Annotated in this window: 15 protein-coding genes; 9 read left to right on the top strand and 6 right to left on the bottom strand. The window is 74.0% G+C overall.

The genetic code is table 11. From position 1 onward, the window contains the following. Window positions 1-85: 85 nt before the first annotated feature. The gene (locus FS793_RS12620; RefSeq protein WP_144720868.1) at window positions 86-1,768 is read left to right on the top strand and encodes a thiamine pyrophosphate-binding protein; all 1,683 of its coding nucleotides are present in this window, start codon (window positions 86-88) and stop codon (window positions 1,766-1,768) included. A 227-nt stretch (window positions 1,769-1,995) separates the two neighbouring features. Here FS793_RS12620 and FS793_RS12615 read toward each other — a convergent pair whose 3' ends face one another. Further along, the gene (locus FS793_RS12615; RefSeq protein WP_144720867.1) at window positions 1,996-2,481 is read right to left on the bottom strand and encodes an FBP domain-containing protein; all 486 of its coding nucleotides are present in this window, start codon (window positions 2,479-2,481) and stop codon (window positions 1,996-1,998) included. Window positions 2,482-2,732: 251 nt separating this feature from the next. Here FS793_RS12615 and FS793_RS12610 point away from each other — a divergent pair, with 251 nt between their 5' ends. Next, entirely contained in the window at window positions 2,733-3,479 is a 747-nt protein-coding gene (locus FS793_RS12610; protein ID WP_186329504.1) for a GntR family transcriptional regulator, read from the top strand. Between the two features lie 18 nt (window positions 3,480-3,497). On the opposite strand, the gene FS793_RS12605 is transcribed toward FS793_RS12610, so the two are convergent. Continuing rightward, entirely contained in the window at window positions 3,498-4,205 is a 708-nt protein-coding gene (locus FS793_RS12605) for a sugar isomerase domain-containing protein (RefSeq protein WP_144720865.1), read from the bottom strand. After that, entirely contained in the window at window positions 4,196-5,980 is a 1,785-nt protein-coding gene (locus FS793_RS12600) for a PTS transporter subunit IIC (protein WP_144720864.1), read from the bottom strand. Before FS793_RS12600 ends, FS793_RS12605 begins: the two co-directional genes overlap by 10 nt. Before the next feature lie 147 nt (window positions 5,981-6,127). On the opposite strand from FS793_RS12600, the gene FS793_RS12595 reads away from it, so the two are divergent. Then, window positions 6,128-7,531 carry a glucose-6-phosphate dehydrogenase gene (locus tag FS793_RS12595; RefSeq protein ID WP_144720863.1) on the top strand — a complete coding sequence of 468 codons (1,404 nt, stop codon included), beginning with the start codon at window positions 6,128-6,130 and terminating at the stop codon, window positions 7,529-7,531. 224 nt (window positions 7,532-7,755) lie between these two features. Here the strand turns inward: FS793_RS12595 and FS793_RS12590 are convergent, their stop codons facing one another. Then, window positions 7,756-8,343: a hypothetical protein gene (locus FS793_RS12590; protein ID WP_144720862.1), complete on the bottom strand. Its 588-nt coding sequence runs from the start codon at window positions 8,341-8,343 to the stop codon at window positions 7,756-7,758. Window positions 8,344-8,570: 227 nt separating this feature from the next. On the opposite strand from FS793_RS12590, the gene FS793_RS12585 reads away from it, so the two are divergent. After that, window positions 8,571-9,293, top strand: a complete 723-nt coding sequence (locus FS793_RS12585) for a DUF3159 domain-containing protein (protein WP_144720861.1) — start codon at window positions 8,571-8,573, stop codon at window positions 9,291-9,293. A 151-nt stretch (window positions 9,294-9,444) separates the two neighbouring features. On the opposite strand, the gene FS793_RS12580 is transcribed toward FS793_RS12585, so the two are convergent. Next, a complete protein-coding gene (locus tag FS793_RS12580; protein WP_144720860.1) occupies window positions 9,445-10,059 on the bottom strand; it encodes a TetR/AcrR family transcriptional regulator in 615 nt (204 codons plus the stop codon). 81 nt (window positions 10,060-10,140) lie between these two features. On the opposite strand from FS793_RS12580, the gene FS793_RS12575 reads away from it, so the two are divergent. Both FS793_RS12575 and FS793_RS12570 read left to right on the top strand, forming a co-directional pair. Continuing rightward, a complete protein-coding gene (locus FS793_RS12575) occupies window positions 10,141-10,932 on the top strand; it encodes an alpha/beta fold hydrolase (RefSeq protein WP_144720859.1) in 792 nt (263 codons plus the stop codon). Between the two features lie 282 nt (window positions 10,933-11,214). Continuing rightward, window positions 11,215-12,063, top strand: a complete 849-nt coding sequence (locus tag FS793_RS12570) for a hypothetical protein (RefSeq protein ID WP_144720858.1) — start codon at window positions 11,215-11,217, stop codon at window positions 12,061-12,063. A gap of 12 nt (window positions 12,064-12,075) precedes the next feature. On the opposite strand, the gene FS793_RS12565 is transcribed toward FS793_RS12570, so the two are convergent. Then, window positions 12,076-13,083 carry a pirin family protein gene (locus FS793_RS12565; RefSeq protein WP_144720857.1) on the bottom strand — a complete coding sequence of 336 codons (1,008 nt, stop codon included), beginning with the start codon at window positions 13,081-13,083 and terminating at the stop codon, window positions 12,076-12,078. 81 nt (window positions 13,084-13,164) lie between these two features. On the opposite strand from FS793_RS12565, the gene FS793_RS12560 reads away from it, so the two are divergent. The 3 genes from FS793_RS12560 (at window position 13,165) to FS793_RS12550 (ending at window position 15,480) form a co-directional block, all read left to right on the top strand. After that, a complete protein-coding gene (locus tag FS793_RS12560; RefSeq protein ID WP_186329503.1) occupies window positions 13,165-13,785 on the top strand; it encodes an RDD family protein in 621 nt (206 codons plus the stop codon). Window positions 13,786-13,915: 130 nt separating this feature from the next. After that, window positions 13,916-14,746 carry an RDD family protein gene (locus FS793_RS12555; RefSeq protein ID WP_144720855.1) on the top strand — a complete coding sequence of 277 codons (831 nt, stop codon included), beginning with the start codon at window positions 13,916-13,918 and terminating at the stop codon, window positions 14,744-14,746. 2 nt (window positions 14,747-14,748) lie between these two features. Then, on the top strand, window positions 14,749-15,480 hold the full coding sequence (locus tag FS793_RS12550) for a TSUP family transporter (RefSeq protein WP_186329502.1): 732 nt from the start codon (window positions 14,749-14,751) through the stop codon (window positions 15,478-15,480). The last annotated feature ends 27 nt before the right edge of the window (window positions 15,481-15,507 follow it).

Here is a 15,507-nt window from a genome sequence, read left to right as displayed (position 1 = left end):
AAGGGGCACGCAACCGACGGGCCCGCGGCCCGGGCCGGCGAGACACATACGGATCCATCCGTCCCTGCTCTCGAGAGGCCCCTCCATGCCCATCGTCTCCGCGCACGTCGCCCACGCGCTCGCTGCCCACTCCGACGTCGTCTTCGGCGTCATGGGCAACGGCAACGCCTACCTGCTCGACGCCGTCGAGCGCGACACCGCCATGGCGTTCGTCGCCGTGCGGCACGAGGCCGGCGGCGTCGTCGCCGCCGACGTGCACCACCGCGCCTCCGGACGCCTCGCCGTCGCCACCGCGACGTACGGCGCCGGCTTCACGAACACGCTGACCCCGCTCGCCGAGGCCGTGCAGGCCCGCGTGCCGCTCGTGCTCGTCGTCGGCGACGAGCCCACGACGGGCGCCCGCCCGTGGGACGTCGACCAGGTGGCGCTCGCCGCCGCCGTCGGCGCGCGCACGTGGGTCGTCGGCGTGGGCGACCCCGCCGGGGCCACGACCGACGCGATCGAGCACGCCCTCGAGCACCGCACCGCCGTGGTCGTCGCGATCCCCTACGACGTCGCCACCGCCGACGCGGGCGCGCTGCCCGAGCTCCGCGCGCTCGCGCTGCCGTCGCCCGTGCCGCCCGCCGCATCCGACGTCGCCGCGATCGTCGACGCGCTCGCCGGTGCCGAGCGCCCCGTGATCCTCTCGGGCCGCGGCGCGTGGCTCGCCGGCGCGGGCGCGGGGATCGACGCGATCGCGGATGCCGTGGGCGCGCTCACGACGTCGAGCGCGCTCGGCCGCGGCCTCGTCGCGCGTGACGAGCACGACCTCGGCGTCGCCGGAGGGTTCGGGGCGGATGCCGCGATGGCGCTCGTGCACGACGCCGACGTGGCGCTCGTGGTCGGGGCGTCGCTCAACCAGTTCACGATGCGGTTCGGCGAGCTGTTCGCCGAGGATGCCCGCGTGCTGCAGGTCGACGTCGCCGAGTCGGCGACGAACGCGCGCGTCGACGTCTACGCCCGCGGCGACGCCGCGCTGACGACGCGCGCGATCGCCGACGAGCTCGCCGCTCGCGGCGCGACGCCGAGCGGCTGGCGCGAGTCGGTCGACGCCCTCGCGGCGCGTGGTCGCGAGCGCGGCGACGGCCAGGCGTCCGACGGTCGCCTCGACCCCCGCACCGCCGCGGCGCGCATCGCCGAGCTGCTGCCCGCCGACCGCGTCGTCGTCTCCGACGGTGGCCACTTCCTCGGCTGGGCGAACATGCACTGGCCCGTCGCATCCCCCGACCGTCACCACATGGTCGGCACGGCGTACCAGTCGATCGGCCTCGGCTTCCCGTCGGTGCCGGGCGCTGCCGTCGCGCACCCCGACGCGACCATCGTGCTCGCCACCGGCGACGGCGGCGGCCTCATGGCGCTCGCCGACCTCGAGTCGGCGGTGCGCGTCGCCGGCGGGCGCGGCATCGCGACCGTGTGGAACGACGCCGCCTACGCCGCCGAGACCACGCTCTACGGCGGCAAGGGCCTCGCGCAGCCGCCCATGCTCATCCCCGAGGTCGACTTCGCCGGCCTCGCGACGGCCGTCGGCGCCGAGGGCGTCGTCGTGCGCACGATGGCCGACCTCGAGCGACTCGACACCTGGGCCGCCGAGGACCCCGCCACCCGCCGCTTCCTGCTGCTCGACCTGCGCATCTCGCGCGAGGTCGTGGCGCCGTACCAGGAGGAGATCATGCGCGTGAACCAGTCGCCGACCCGCGCCGAGATCGCGCCGGAGCCGGTGCACGCGTAGGGATTCCGCGGCCCGCGCGCCCGCCCGCATCCGCCGGAGCTTGCGTTCTGCAGGCGATTCCGCCTCTCGAGGGAAGATTCCCCTCGAGAGGCGGAATCGCCTGCGAAACGCAATCGGCACGGAGGCTGGCGCTGCGTCTCGCAGGCGATCAGGGCGGGCGGAGGGACGATGCCCCTCTGCCACTCCTGATCGCCTGCGATGCGCGATCGCGTCCGCGGCTGAGGGCCTCAGCGGCCGTCGCGCACGACGCGCACGAAGCCCTCGACGTGGGCGACGAGCGCGGCGATGCGGCGGGCGGTCGACGTCTCGACGTCGAACCCGGCCGGCCGCGTCGCCGGTGGCGTGCGCACGTTGACGGGGCACTCGAACGCCGCGCAGACGAGCGTCGACACCGAGTCGCCCTTGCGACCGGCATCGCCCGCGCGACGCGCGTTGAACGAGACGACGTCGTTGGGCAGCGACACGTCCTCGCACCACGAGCACTGCGGACGCGTGCGGGCCGACGCCTCGGTGCGCTGCAGCGCGACCCCGACGTGCTCGCCGTCCACCTCGGCGACGACGAAGCCGACGCGCGGCCGCTTCGGGTCGCGCCAGCCGAGGTACTCGAGGCGCGACCAGTCGAGGTCGAGGTCGGGCACGGGGATGCTCGCGCGCTCCCTCTTGGAGACGTTGACGAAGGTGGCGCGCACGAGCGCGCCGTCGATGGGCTGCATGACGATCCTGTTCGAGGAGGGTCCGCGGTCGCGGACCGTGGATGGATGGGTGTGCGAGCCGAGCTGCTGTCGCAGCACTCCGGGAGGAGCGGCTCGAGTCGCGGGTCGCCGACGAGGGGCGACCGAGGCGGCTACCCGAGGTCGGCGGGTGCTCCGCCGACGACCTCCATCCACCCGATGGGCGTCGCGAACGTCATGTGCATGGCGTCGAGGCTACTCCTCGGCAGCGCGGCAGGTGCGAGGATCGAGGCATGGCCGACGCGCGACCGAAGTACCAGCGCCTCGTCGACCATCTCCGCGCGGTGATCGCCGAGCTGCCGATCGGCGCCTCGGTGCCGAGCGAGCGAGCGCTCGCCGACGACTCGGGCGTCTCGCGCATGACGGCGCGGAAGGCGCTCGATGCGCTCGAGGCCGAGGGGCTGCTGCGCCGCGAGGTCGGCCGGGGCACGTTCGTGTCGCGCCCTGCCGTGAGCCTGCCGCTCATGCTCACGAGCTTCAGCGAGGACATGCGCGCCCGCGGCCACGAGCCGTCGTCGCGGCTGCTCGGCACCGCGACCCTCGCGGCCGACGCCGAGCTCGCGGCGGTGTTCGGCGTCGCCGTCGGCGAGCCGCTCGTGCGCATCGATCGCCTCCGGCTCGCCGATGGCACGCCCTTCGCGATCGAGCGCTCGACGCTGCTGCAGCGCGCGGTGCCCGGCATCCTCGACGTCGACCTCGCCGCCGCCTCGCTCTACGAGGTGCTCGACCGCGACCACGGCATCCGCTTCGACGCCGGCCGGCAGAGCATCCGCGCCGCCATCGCCAAGCCCGGCGACGCGGCCATCCTCGAGCTGGCCCCCGGCGACGCGGTGCTCGAGCTCGTGCGCACGTCGATCGCCACCGGCGTCGTCGTCGAGCACACGGTCTCCACCTACCCGGGCGACCGGTTCGAGCTGTCGGCGAGCATCGCGCCGGTCACGGCCGACGGGTCGGCGCGCAGCGCCCTCCGCGCGCGCTGACGCGGACGGCGCCTGCGCTCAGCGCAGCTCGGGGATGCGCGGCTCGAGCGCGTCGAAGAGCGCCTGGTTCGCGCCGTCGGAGCCCGCGACGTTCGCCGAGCGCCACCGTGGCGCGTCGGGCCAGCGGTCGTGCACCTCGCGCAGGATCGCCGTCCACAGTGCCGTCGTGACGAGGCTCGACGTCGGCGCCGTCACGGGTGCGTCGATCGGCCACGACGCGTCGCCGGCGCGCACCTGGGTGTCGAGCACGATGGTCGCGACGTCGGCGAGGCGCACGGGGGCGCGATCGGTCGGCGCGGCCGCGCTCGCCGCGAGCGACGTGAGGGCGACGACCGTCGCGCCCGCCTCGACGCCCGCCTGCGCGATCTCGACCGGGTAGGGGTTGGCGCCCGAGTTCGAGAACACCACGAGCGTGTCGCGCGCCTCGATCCCCGCCGCGTCGGCGACGCCCCGCCCGAGACCCGGCTCGCGCTCCGACGAGGTCGCCGCGGACGCGCCCGCGAAGGGCAGCACGCGCTCGTGCCACAGGGGTCGCACGAACGCGAGCCCGCCGGCGCGGAAGAAGGTCTCGAGCACGGCCGCGAGCGAGTGGCCGGCACCCGCGGGGCGCACGAGCCCTCCCGCCCGACCGGTCGCGACGATGGCGTCGGCGGCCCGATGGATGCCGTCGGCCGCGTCGTCGACGACGACGCGCAGGTGGTCGAGCACGTCGTCGATCACAGCCATCCCTGCTTCCGCAGCGCATCCGCGATCCGCTGCTCGACGTGCTTCCGATCGACGAACGACTCGATGGGCACCATGACGGGTGCGAGGTCGCCGAGCTCGCCGAGGTAGGTCGCCTGGGCCACCACGACGTCGGCGGTGGCGCTGCGCGCCGACGAGACGTCGGTGTGGTCGAGCCTCGCCGCGACGCCGAGGTCGGCGAGCGCCGCCTCTGCGGTCGTGCGCAGGATGAGGCTCGAGCCCATCCCGGCGCCGCAGACGGCGAGCACCCGCAGCTCGGCGGGGCGTGCGGCGTCGGCGCCCGGACTCCTCCCCATCGCCGTCGCGGTGCCCTCGTCGCCGGCGCCGACGAGCACGGGCTGCGGCTCGTCGACCGACTCGAGCACGTCGCGACCGCCGCCGCGCCGACCGAGCACGACGAGCACGGCGACCGTGATCGCGACGACGACGCCGGCGATGATCCACACGCCGCCCGCGCCCAGCGGTGCGAGCAGCGATCCGAGCCCGAGCAGGATCCAGCCGACGGCGTACCAGTCGGGGTCGGCGAGGGTCGCGAGCTCCGGCGCGGTCGAGCCGTAGAGGCCCCAGCCGATCCACTGGCCGAACGCGAGCACGACGCCGTTGAGCAGGCCGCCGAAGACCGCGCCGCGCCACCCTGCGACGGCGTTGCCGAACACGCCACCCGCACCGCCGCCGAAGAACAGCATGATCATCGGCGGCACGAGCACGAACCAGCCGGCGAGCGCGAAGACGCCCATGAGGATGAGGAAGACGACCGTCGAGGTGATGAAGCCGACCATGACCGACGTCGGCGCCTTCGTGAACGTGACGGGGATGTCGAGCGCGGGCTTCGTGCCGGGCAGCACCTTCTCGGACAGGCCGCGGAACGCGGGCACGATCTCGGCGAGGAACATGCGCACGCCGAAGAGCAGGATCGCGATGCCGGCGGCGAAGCGCAGCGCCTGCAGGAGGCCCCACACCCACGGCAGCACCGCGGAGCCCGCCATCTGCTCCTCGACGATCGCGGCGTCGGCGAACGCGATGGCGACGAGCATGATGATGCCCGTCACGAACGCGGTCGACACGGTGATGTCCTTGAAGAACGAGAGCGCCTTCGGCAGCCGCAGCCGCTCGGAGTCGTGCCGCACGGGGTCGCCGAGCCGCAGCGCGCGGGCGCCGTAGCCCGCGGCGAGGGCGAGCGTCGAGGTCGTGTGCGCGAGGCCGACGGTGTCGTCGCCCATGACCTTGCGCATGAGCGGCTGGGTCCAGAGCGGCTGGAGCACCCAGTAGCAGCCGATGATCACGGCGCCCGCGCCCGCGACGACCCAGCGGTCGACCTCGCCGAACGCCTCGACGATCGTCGCGGCCAGCACCACGGCCATCCAGTACATGAGGTGACCGGTGAGGTAGACGAAGCGCGCTGCGGGGAAGATCCGCACGACCACGAGATGCACGACGAAGCCGCCGGCGATGATGAGCGGCACGACGGAGCCCGGCCCCGCGTTGAACTCGGCGAGCGTCGACTCGGCTGCCGGCGGCTGGAGTCCCATGGCGCTCGACACGATCGCCTGGAAGGCGACGAGCCCGCCGATGAAGAGGTCGATGCCGATGTTCAGGATGACGACGCCGATCGTGGCGCGCATGGCGCCGGCGACGACCTCCTCGATCGGCTTGCGCTGCAGCGCGAGCCCGACGAGCGCGATGAGGCCGATGAGGATCGCGACCTGGCTGAACAGGTTGTCGGTGATGGTGCGGACGATGTCCTCGAAGACGCCCATGGGGTCTCCTCTCGGTGCTGATCCCGAAATGGTATAGCCCACTTCGCCAGGACACCAGCGTCGTCACACGATCGTCACATGCGCCGACGTCCCGGTGCCGCGCGCAAGTGGCCGAGCCGGAGCCGTGCCGCGTGGAAGAGTGGCCGCATGGCGGCTGATCGCACGACCCTGCTCATCCTCGGCGCATCCGGCGACCTCACGTCTCGGCTGCTGCTGCCCGGCATCGCGACGCTGCTGCGCGCACAGCCGAAGCGCAGCCTCGAGATCGTGGGCGCCGATCTGCGCGACCTCGGGCAGGACGAGTGGCGCAGCCGCGTGCAGACCGCCATGGCGGCGGCGCACGGCGAGGGGGATGCGGGCGAGCTGGGCGCGACGGCGCAGCACGTCGTCGACACGACCCGCTACGTCGCGGGCGACGCGACGGACCCGAAGGCGCTGCGCGCGCTGCTCGAGAGCGTCGACTGCGACCGCCTCGTCCTCTACTTCGCGCTGCCGCCGCACGTGAGCCGCATGGTGTGCGAGGCGCTCGCCGAGGTCGGCGCACCCGACGGCGCGATCCTCGCGATCGAGAAGCCGTTCGGCTCGAGCCTCGACGACGCCCGCGAGCTCAACGCGCTCGTGCAGCGCATCGTGCCCGAGGATCAGATCTTCCGCATCGACCACTTCCTCGGCCTCTACACGGTGCTCAACCTGCTCGGCATGCGCTTCGCGAACCGCATCCTCTCGCCCCTGTGGGATCGCGACTCCATCGCGAAGGTCGAGATCCTCTACGACGAGACCGTCGCGCTCGAGGGTCGCGCCGGCTACTACGACACGGCCGGCGCGCTGCGCGACATGATCCAGAGCCACCTGCTGCAGGTGCTCGCGCTCGTGGCGATCGAGCCGCCCGCGTCGATCGACGCGCGCGACCTGCGCGACGCCATCGGGCAGGTGCTGCGCGCCGCTCGCGTCGTCGACCCGGCGACGGATGCGCGTCGCGCGCGCTACACGGCTGGTGCGATCGGGGACCGCGAGGTGCCCGACTACACGGGCGAGGACGGCGTGGATGCGTCGCGCGGCACCGAGACGCTCGCCGAGGTGACGGTGCACGTCGACAACCAGCGCTGGGCGGGCGTGCCGTTCGTGCTGCGCAGCGGCAAGGCCATGGGGCACATCCGCAAGCAGGCCGTCATCCACTTCCGCGAGCCGGCGTACGTGCCGCGCGGCTTCGGCGGCCGCAACTCCGCCGACCGGCTCGTGCTCGACTTCCGGCCCGACTCCTTCGCGATCCACCTCACGACGAACGGCAAGGGCGACCCGTTCACGCTCGAGCAGTCGGTGCTGCGCGGCGAGCTCGGCGGGGGCCAGCTCGAGCCGTACGGCGAGGTGCTCGCGTCGATCCTCGACGGCGACCCGCGGCTCGCGGTGCGGGCGGATGCGGCCGAGGAGTGCTGGCGCATCGTCGAGCCCGTGCTGCGCGCATGGAAGCGCGACGAGGTGCCGCTCGCCGAGTACCGCGCAGGCGGCGTGGGTCCGCGCGGATGGCGGTCGAACGGAGAGGCGCAGGACTGAGCGGCGCCAGCGGCCCGCGTCCCTCCCTTCGAGCCGGTGCACCCCGGCAGCTGGTCGAGGAGCGCGCTCGCCCATCCAGCTGGTCGAGGAGCGCGCTTGCGCAGCGAGCACGCGTCACGAGACCACGCGAGCGCTGCTCCCACCCAGACATGCACGTGGTCGCGCCGAGCGGGCACGACACCTGGCCTCGTGACGGCTGCGGCCTCCTCGACCAGCCGATGGACCTACTCGTCGATGCCCGGGATGTGCTGGAAGCGCCAGCCTCGCTCGATCGACGCGACGACGCCGGCGACCGTGATCGGCACGTTCCACTCGACGGGCAGCTGGATGGGCGAGACGAACGACCAGCCGAGCCAGTCGCGCACGACCTCGACGTGCGTGACGACCTGCAGCAGCTGCGGCAGCTCGAGGATCGCTGCACCGACGACGATCGTGAGGGAGATCGCCGCGACGATGCCGCTCGCGACGGGGAAGCGCTCGGCGAAGCGTGCGCGGCCGTGCTCGGCGGTGCCGCGCTCGGGCGTCATCCGCTGCGTGCCCGCGTGGGTCACGAGTCGCGCTCGCCGCACCTGGCCCGACACGATCTTCGCCTCGATGCGTCCATCCGGCACGTCGAAGCGGGCGGGGCTCGTGGCCTTCGCCACCTGCACGCCGTCGCGGTAGAGCTCGATGCGCTCCTCTCCGTCGGCGAAGTCCTGCTCGACGACCCACCGCGAGCCCGCGTGGTCGATGCCGAGCTGCGTGCGCCAGAGGAACTGGACGTGCCGCATCGGCCGCAGCGCCCTGCCGTCTCCTGCCTTCGTGCGTCCCATGGCGGCGACGCTACGCACGGCGCCACGCGTCCGCGTCATCCCTTCGACGCACCCGATGGCGCCCGCGTCCGCCGCTCGACGGAGGTCCTGCTGCCGTGACTGGTCACTGGTGCGCGTCGACTGGTCGCAGGTGCACCGGAACAGCGACCAGTCCGGTGCAGCCGCGACCAGTCATGCGTCGACGGCGACCAGTCACGCGAGTCGCGCGGCGAAGTTAGGCTTGCCTCATGTCGCAGCGCCCCGCAGACGATGCGCTGCGGCCGACGCCGCCGCGCGAGTCGCTCGCCGACCTGCTGGGCGGCTCGCGCGCGGCGATCGAGGCGAGCATCCCGCCCGCGGCGTTCCTCGTGGGATGGCTCTCCGGCACCGCGCTGCCGGGCTCGTTCGCGCTCTGGCTCGGATGCGGCGCCGCCGTGCTCGCGTCGCTCGCGATCGCCGTGGTCGGCGTCGCGCAGGGGCGCCGCCCCCGCGCCGTCGTCATCGGCCTGCTCGCCGTCGTCGTCGCGGCGCTCATCGCCGCGTACACCGGCGAGGCGCGCGACTTCTTCCTCATCCGCCTGCTCACGAACGCGGCGAGCGCCCTCGCATGGGCGGGGTCGATCGTCGTGCGGTGGCCGTTCCTCGGGCTCATCCTCGGCGCCGTCGTCGGCACGCGCACGCGCTGGCGAGGCGACCCCGTGCTGCTGCGCGCGTACCAGCGGGCGTCGTGGATCTGGGTGCTGCAGTACGTCGTGCGTCTCGCGGTGTTCGTGCCGCTGTTCGTGCTCGACCTGCCTGGAGCCCTCGCCTTCTTCCAGGCGGCGCTCACCTATCCGCTCGTCGCCGCATGCCTCGTCGTGTCGGGCATCGTGCTGTTCCGATCGATCCCCCACGATCATCCGGGCATCCGGCACCCGCGCGCTCCGGGAGCGGCGAGCACGCCCGCATCCGACACGCCCGCCGGCGCCTGACGGGTCTTGTCACCCGTTCCGGGCGGGTCTAGGGTCAGGGCCAAGCCAAGCGGTGCGGACCGACCAGGAGCCTTCACTCACCTCGCGATAGCGAGCTCCTCAGTGCCAGTCCGCACCGCTTCTTCGTGCCCGGACGGGGGATGCAGCCCGGTCAGGTGCCGTAGGCGGCGAGGAAGACCCGCACCGCGCCCTGCACGATCGCCGCGCGCTCGCGCGCCGATGGCAGGGCAGCGTCGCCGCGCAGCATCGCCGCGTTGACGGGCTCGCCCATCACGAGCCAGTTCAGCTGCGTCGCGGCGGCCGGCACGTCGGAGACGTGCAGCGCACCGCGCTCGACGAGCACGGCGAGCAGCGCGCCGATCCGCTCGATGCCGAGCCGCGGCCCGTGATGCCAGAGCGCCTCCGCGAGCGCCGGGAAGCGCACGACCTCGCCGATGACGAGCCTGCGCACCGCGAGCACGCGCGGCTGCAGCACGGCGTCGAGCTGCCGCGCGAGGTATGCCTCGAGCACGTCGGCGGCCGCGGCGCCGTCGGGCACCTCGACGGGCTGCACCTGCGCGCTCGTGCCCGTGGTGATGCCGGTGACGAGGCCGACGAACAGCGCCTCCTTCGACCCGAAGTGGGCGTAGAGCGTCTGCTTGGCGACGTCGGCGCGCTCGGCGATGTCGGCCATCGTCACGGCGTCGAAGCCGACCTCGAGGAATCGCGCCTCGGCGGCCTCGAGGATGCGCTCGCGCTTGGCGATCGAGCTCGGTCGCAGATCCATGCATCACCTCTTGCGCCGATCATACCAGCGGGTCTAGATTCTCGACAGCAGACCGAGCGGTCCAGAGTTCGAGGAGCCCCGATGTCCGAGCACGTCACCACCGCCCGCGGCGACCGCGTCGCCTTCGACCACCACGGCCCCGAGGGCGCACCCGCCGTCGTGTTCATCGCCGGCGCTGGCCCGTACCGGGCCACCGATCACGTCACGACGCCCACGGCCGCGCTGCTCGCCGAGGCGGGCATCCAGTCGACCGTGCACGACCGCCTCGGTCGCGGCGAGTCGAGCGTCGACGGCCCCATCGACCTCGCTCGCGAGATCGACGCCATCCGTGCGCTCGTCGACCGCGTCGGTGGCCGCGCCGTGCTCGTGGGCCACTCGTCGGGCTGCTCGATCGCGCTCGCCGCCGCCGCGGCCGGCGTGCCCGCATCCGCGCTCGCGCTCTGGGAGGCGCCGCTCACCGAGGACGGCGCCGCGACCGCCGACTGGTGGGGGCGGTGCGCCGACCTCATCGCGCGCGGCGAGCTCGAGCGCGCGCTCGAGACGTACATGGAGGACATGCCGCCCGAGTTCCTCGAGGGCGCACGCAGCACGCCCGAGTTCCCCACGATGGTCGCCCAGGTCGTGAGCTACGGCCCCGACGGCGAGTCGCTCGTGTGGGCCACCGCACGACCCCTGCCCGAGGTGCTGCAGGACGTCGACGTGCCCGTCGTCGCCGCCGTCGGCACCGAGACGTTCCCCGGGATGCCCGAGGCGGCAGCAGCGATCGCCGCCGCGACCGGCGGCACGGCGATCGAGGTCGACGGCCGCTGGCACTCGTGGGAGCCGGCTGCGATGGCCGCCGTGCTCGCCGATCTCGCGCGCGCGAACGCGTGAGTCCCGCCGTAGGGCGCGCGATGCGGAGAGGATCCGCGGATCTTGATCGACGGTCGTGCTGCGGTTGGCTGGCCCCCGACGAAGCGGAGAACAGCACGACCGTCGATCATGTGCGAGAGAGCACGCTTCGACGCTAGCCGCGCTCCGTGCGCGGCATCCGGCTCTCGCGAGTCGGATGTGCGGCGAGTTTGCTCGATCGTCAAGAATCGTGATTCCTGCGCATACCGGTGCCGCAGCGGGTCGGTGCACGCCGCGTCCAGGGCGCCCGCCTAGCGTCGAGGCATGCCCGACGCCCTCCACCGCCCCGACGTGCGCGCCGCGGTGGCCTGCCTCTCGGCCGTCGTCGCCGCGGGCCTCTTCGCCATGACGGTGATGCCGCGCGACGGCTGGTGGTCGATCGCGCCGATGGTCGCGCTCGTCGCGACCGCGGTCGTCGCCGGCGCCGGGCTGCTCGTGCGCGCGGCCGTGCAGGGTGCGCCGCGCGGGCAGCTCGTCGCCATCGCGGTCATCGCCGCCGGAGCATCGGTCGCCGCCGTCGGCGTGGCGTTCGGAGCGATCCTCGGCGCGGCCCTCGTGCTCGGGATCCCCCTCCTCCTCGCGATCGTCGCGTGCCTCGCGCTCGTGCTCACGGGGCGCGGGGTGCCACCGTTCGCCCCGCGCGCGCCGCGCGCGATCGCGACCGGCGCGGGCGTGAGCCTCGTCCTCGTCGCCCTGGGCGTCGTCGACGCACTCGTGTGGCTGCCCGAGACGCTCGTGCCCGGCGCCGCTGCGGCCGAGGTGCATGCGGCACTCGCGGCCGCCGGCGCCGAAGGCTCCCGACTCGCGATGGTGTTCGGTGCGGCATGGGCCGCGTCGGCGATCGTCGTCGCCGCCATCGTGCGGTGGCGCCGTCTGCGCCCGGGAGCCTCCTTCGCCTGGACCGCCGCTCCGGGCATCCTCGCGATCATGGGGCTCGGCTGGTGGGAGCTCGGCCTCGGCATGGACATCGCCGACACCCTCATGACCGGCGGCGGGCTGTCGTGGGCCATGCCGTGGCTCGCAGCGCTCGCATGCGTCGCGACGGGCATCGCGACCTTCGCGGTGCTGCGCGATCGAGCGCCGGTCGCGAACGCCGCGGCCGTCACGGCCTAGCGCGTCGGCGCCTCAGCGCCGGCGGGCGCGACCGCGCGGCAGCAGCTCGACGTCGGGCAGGCGCGGCGACGGCAGCGTGGGCTCGCCGCCGGGCACGACGCCGAAGCGCTCGCGCGCCTCCGCGCCCGCGTCGCGCTCGCGCATCCACGACTCGCGCGCTGCCGCGACGTCGTCGTGGGTCGTGCCGACGAAGTTCCAGAACATGACGATCTCCTCGGCGAAGGGCTCGCCGCCCAGCAGGATCGCGACGACGTCGCCAGCTGCGTCGGCATCGGCGTGGATGCGCACGAGGTCGTCGCCCGGCGCCATCACCGCCATGCCGCCGACGGGCACGGGCACGCCGCCCACGACGAGGCCCTCGGTGAGCGCGAGCACGCCGTGCTCGAACGACGGGTCGGCGGGCACCTCGGCGACGCCGCCGGCCGGCAGCCGCACCTCGGCGCCGACGATGGGCGTGTGCACCGGCACCTCGGCGTGCAGCACGCCCAGCGAGCCGGCGAACACCTGCACCGTCGCATCCCCCACCGACACCGTCGGCACGGCATCGAGACCCGCGAAGTGCGGCTCGATCCACCGCTGCGCCTCGGGCAGCGCCACCCACAGCTGCACGCCGTGCAGCGACGTCGTCTCGGGCGTCGAGTGCTCGGAGTGCGCGATGCCGCGGCCGGCCGTCATGACGTTGACGCCGCCCGGCGCCACCGTGTGCACCGAGCCCACCGAGTCTCGGTGCTCGATGCTGCCGGCGACGAGCCACGACACCGTCTGCAGGCCCGTGTGCGGATGCGGCGGCACGTCCATGCCGCCGTGCGCCGTGACGTCCTCGGGGCCGAACGCGTCCGCGAAGCACCACGCACCCACCATGTGGCGGTGCTTGTTCGGCAGCACGCGCAGCACGGGCATCGCTCGCGGGCCGCCGAGCGGCACCTCGCGCGGCAGCAGCAGCTCGACGCCGGCCTCGGCGGCCTCGTCGACGCATCCGCGCTCCGCCTCGACGACCGGGGCGGCCTCGTCGTTGCTCATGGTCCGAGGCTACGCCGCTGCGGGCGCAGGATGGCGTCGAGGGGGTTCACGCGCCGCGAACGGATCGATACGGTACGTCGCATGAGCGACCAGTGGATCCCCGGACACGACGGCCGCCCCCGCCCGACGCCGACGGCGGAGGAGGCGATGCTGCTGCCGCCGACGCAGCGCGACCGCGTCGTGACGCCCGACGGCGTGCCGCTCGCCGCGTGGTGGCGCCGCCTCGTCGCCTACTGGATCGACGGCTTGCTCGTGGCGATCGCCGTGCAGGCCGTGCTGCTGCCGCTCGGGCTGCTCGGTCCCGTGACATGGTTCGGCTCGATGCCCGCCGACCTCGTCGCCGAGGCGTGGACGCGACCGGGCTCGGGCGCATGGTGGTACGCGGTGCTCATGCTGGCCCTGACCCTGATCGCGAGCGCCGCCTACACCGTCCTCATGCTGACGCGACTCGGATGGACCGTCGGCAAGCGCGTGCTCGGCATCCGCGTGCGCCACCGCGACCACGAGCGACGCCCCACGCTCGGCGAGGCCGCCACGCGCTGGGCGGTGCAGCTCGCGCCGGGTGCGCTCACGGCGGTGCCGTGGCTCGGGGGCGCCGCCGGCCTGTGGGTGCTGATCGACGGCCTGCGGCCGCTCATCTGGAACGACCGTCGCCAGGCGTTCCACGACTCGGCGGCCGGCACGAGCGTCGTCATGGCATAGGCGCGACGGCGTCTCGGGGTGACGGCGCTGCGGCCCTCGAGGGCGCTGCGCCCCGAACGGCCGCGCAGCGACACCTCGTGCGGACGGCCGCGTGCGGCACCGCACGCAGCACCGCCGTACCCTGGAGGGCATGAGCGAGCAGTCCCGGGAGCCCGGTTGGTACCAGGATCCGTTCGGCACCGGTCCCGAGGATCGCCGCTACTGGGACGGCGACACGTGGCTCGCGGTGCAGCAGACGCAGCCCGCCGCGTTCCAGGCGCCGGGTGCGCCGCAGCAGCCGCAGCCCGTGCAGCCCGAGCCGCAGCAGGGCCATGGCGCGCACCCCTCGGAGCAGCAGGAGGGCTGGCCCGACCAGTCCCGCGGCCTCGGCTGGGGGCAGCCGGCGTCGCCCGACGACCGCATCCGCACGCCCGACGGCGTGGAGCTCGCCACGTGGGGGCGGCGCTTCGGCGCCTACGTCGTCGACTGGATCGTCATCCAGCTCACGACGCTCGTGATCGCGGGCGCGCTCGGGCTCATCGCGGCCGCGGACGAGGCCTTCGCACCGCTGCTCTCCGGCGACGCGGCTGCGGATCCGACGGCTGCGAGCGCCGCCATCGACGAGGCGTACGTCGGCTTCCTCACGCAGCACTCGGGCGAGCTCATCGCCCTCTCGTTCCTCACCCTCGCAGCCAGCGGCGCGTACCACGTCGTGCTCGTCGCGCTGCGGGGCCGCACGCTCGGCAAGCGCCTGCTCGGCATCCGCGTGCGGCTGCGCGATCGCGAGGGGCTGCCGATCTGGCGCGCGGCGCTGTCGCGCTGGCTGCTGCACTACGCGATGCCGAACCTGCTCGCGGGCGTGCCCGGGCTCGGCATCGTCGCCGGCATGTTCCCCATCGTCGACGGCCTGTGGCCGCTGTGGGATGCGCGCCGCCAGGCGATCCACGACAAGCTGGCGAAGACCGCCGTCGTGCGCGGCTGACCGTGGTGGTCGCAGCCGCGATCGGCGGCATCGTGCTGCTGGGCTCGACGACCCAGCGGGTCGCGGGCATCGGCTTCGGCCTCGTCGCCTCGCCCATGCTCATGCTGCTGCTCGGCCCGCTGCAGGGCGTCGTCGTGGCCAACGTCTTCGGGCTCGGCACCGCGCTCGTCGCCTACCTCGGCGTCGTGAAGCAGGTCGAGTACCGGAGGATCCTGCCGATCGCGGCAGCCGCGGTCGTCGCCATCGTGCCGGGCGCGCTGCTCGCCCGATCGCTCGCGGGGCCGCACCTGTCGATCCTCGCCGGCTGCCTCGTGCTCATCGCCCTGTCGATCAGCGTCGCCGCACGGCGCATCCGGGGTCTCGACCGCTGGCCCGGCCTCGTCGCGGCGGGGGCGGCAGGAGGCGTGATGAACGTGCTCGCCGGCGTCGGCGGGCCGGCCGTCACGGCGTACGCCATCGCTGCCCGCTGGGAGCACAAGGCGTTCGTCACGAGCATGCAGGCGTATCTCGTGATCGTCTGCATCGTGTCGCTCGTCATGCGCGGCGAGGTGCCCTCGCTCACGCTGGCGGAGTGGATCGTCGCGCTCGCCGCGCTCGCCCTCGGCGCGGTCGTCGGCTCGTATGCCGCGAAGCGCATCGACCCGCGAGCAGGCCGCATCGCGTGCATCACGGTCGCGACGCTCGGCGGCGTCGCCGTGATCGTGACGGGTGCCATCCAGCTCGCGACGGCCTAGGACGGCATCGCGCAGGGCTCGCCGCGC

Source organism: Agrococcus jejuensis (genome assembly GCF_007679035.1).
Classification (GTDB): domain Bacteria; phylum Actinomycetota; class Actinomycetes; order Actinomycetales; family Microbacteriaceae; genus Agrococcus; species Agrococcus jejuensis_A.
This window is presented reverse-complemented; position numbering and strand designations above follow the sequence as displayed.

What these genes read in the sequence shown, in the direction of transcription:
- FS793_RS12615 (WP_144720867.1), bottom strand. Translation starts at nt 2,481, where the DNA reads ATGCAGCCCATCGACGGCGCGCTCGTGCGCGCCACCTTCGTCAACGTC.
- FS793_RS12595 (WP_144720863.1), top strand. Translation starts at nt 6,128, where the DNA reads ATGGCGGCTGATCGCACGACCCTGCTCATCCTCGGCGCATCCGGCGAC.
- FS793_RS12605 (WP_144720865.1), bottom strand. Translation starts at nt 4,205, where the DNA reads ATGGCTGTGATCGACGACGTGCTCGACCACCTGCGCGTCGTCGTCGAC.
- FS793_RS12610 (WP_186329504.1), top strand. Translation starts at nt 2,733, where the DNA reads ATGGCCGACGCGCGACCGAAGTACCAGCGCCTCGTCGACCATCTCCGC.
- FS793_RS12565 (WP_144720857.1), bottom strand. Translation starts at nt 13,083, where the DNA reads ATGAGCAACGACGAGGCCGCCCCGGTCGTCGAGGCGGAGCGCGGATGC.
- FS793_RS12560 (WP_186329503.1), top strand. Translation starts at nt 13,165, where the DNA reads ATGAGCGACCAGTGGATCCCCGGACACGACGGCCGCCCCCGCCCGACG.
- FS793_RS12620 (WP_144720868.1), top strand. Translation starts at nt 86, where the DNA reads ATGCCCATCGTCTCCGCGCACGTCGCCCACGCGCTCGCTGCCCACTCC.
- FS793_RS12575 (WP_144720859.1), top strand. Translation starts at nt 10,141, where the DNA reads ATGTCCGAGCACGTCACCACCGCCCGCGGCGACCGCGTCGCCTTCGAC.
- FS793_RS12600 (WP_144720864.1), bottom strand. Translation starts at nt 5,980, where the DNA reads ATGGGCGTCTTCGAGGACATCGTCCGCACCATCACCGACAACCTGTTC.
- FS793_RS12580 (WP_144720860.1), bottom strand. Translation starts at nt 10,059, where the DNA reads ATGGATCTGCGACCGAGCTCGATCGCCAAGCGCGAGCGCATCCTCGAG.
- FS793_RS12585 (WP_144720861.1), top strand. Translation starts at nt 8,571, where the DNA reads ATGTCGCAGCGCCCCGCAGACGATGCGCTGCGGCCGACGCCGCCGCGC.
- FS793_RS12555 (WP_144720855.1), top strand. Translation starts at nt 13,916, where the DNA reads ATGAGCGAGCAGTCCCGGGAGCCCGGTTGGTACCAGGATCCGTTCGGC.
- FS793_RS12570 (WP_144720858.1), top strand. Translation starts at nt 11,215, where the DNA reads ATGCCCGACGCCCTCCACCGCCCCGACGTGCGCGCCGCGGTGGCCTGC.
- FS793_RS12590 (WP_144720862.1), bottom strand. Translation starts at nt 8,343, where the DNA reads ATGGGACGCACGAAGGCAGGAGACGGCAGGGCGCTGCGGCCGATGCGG.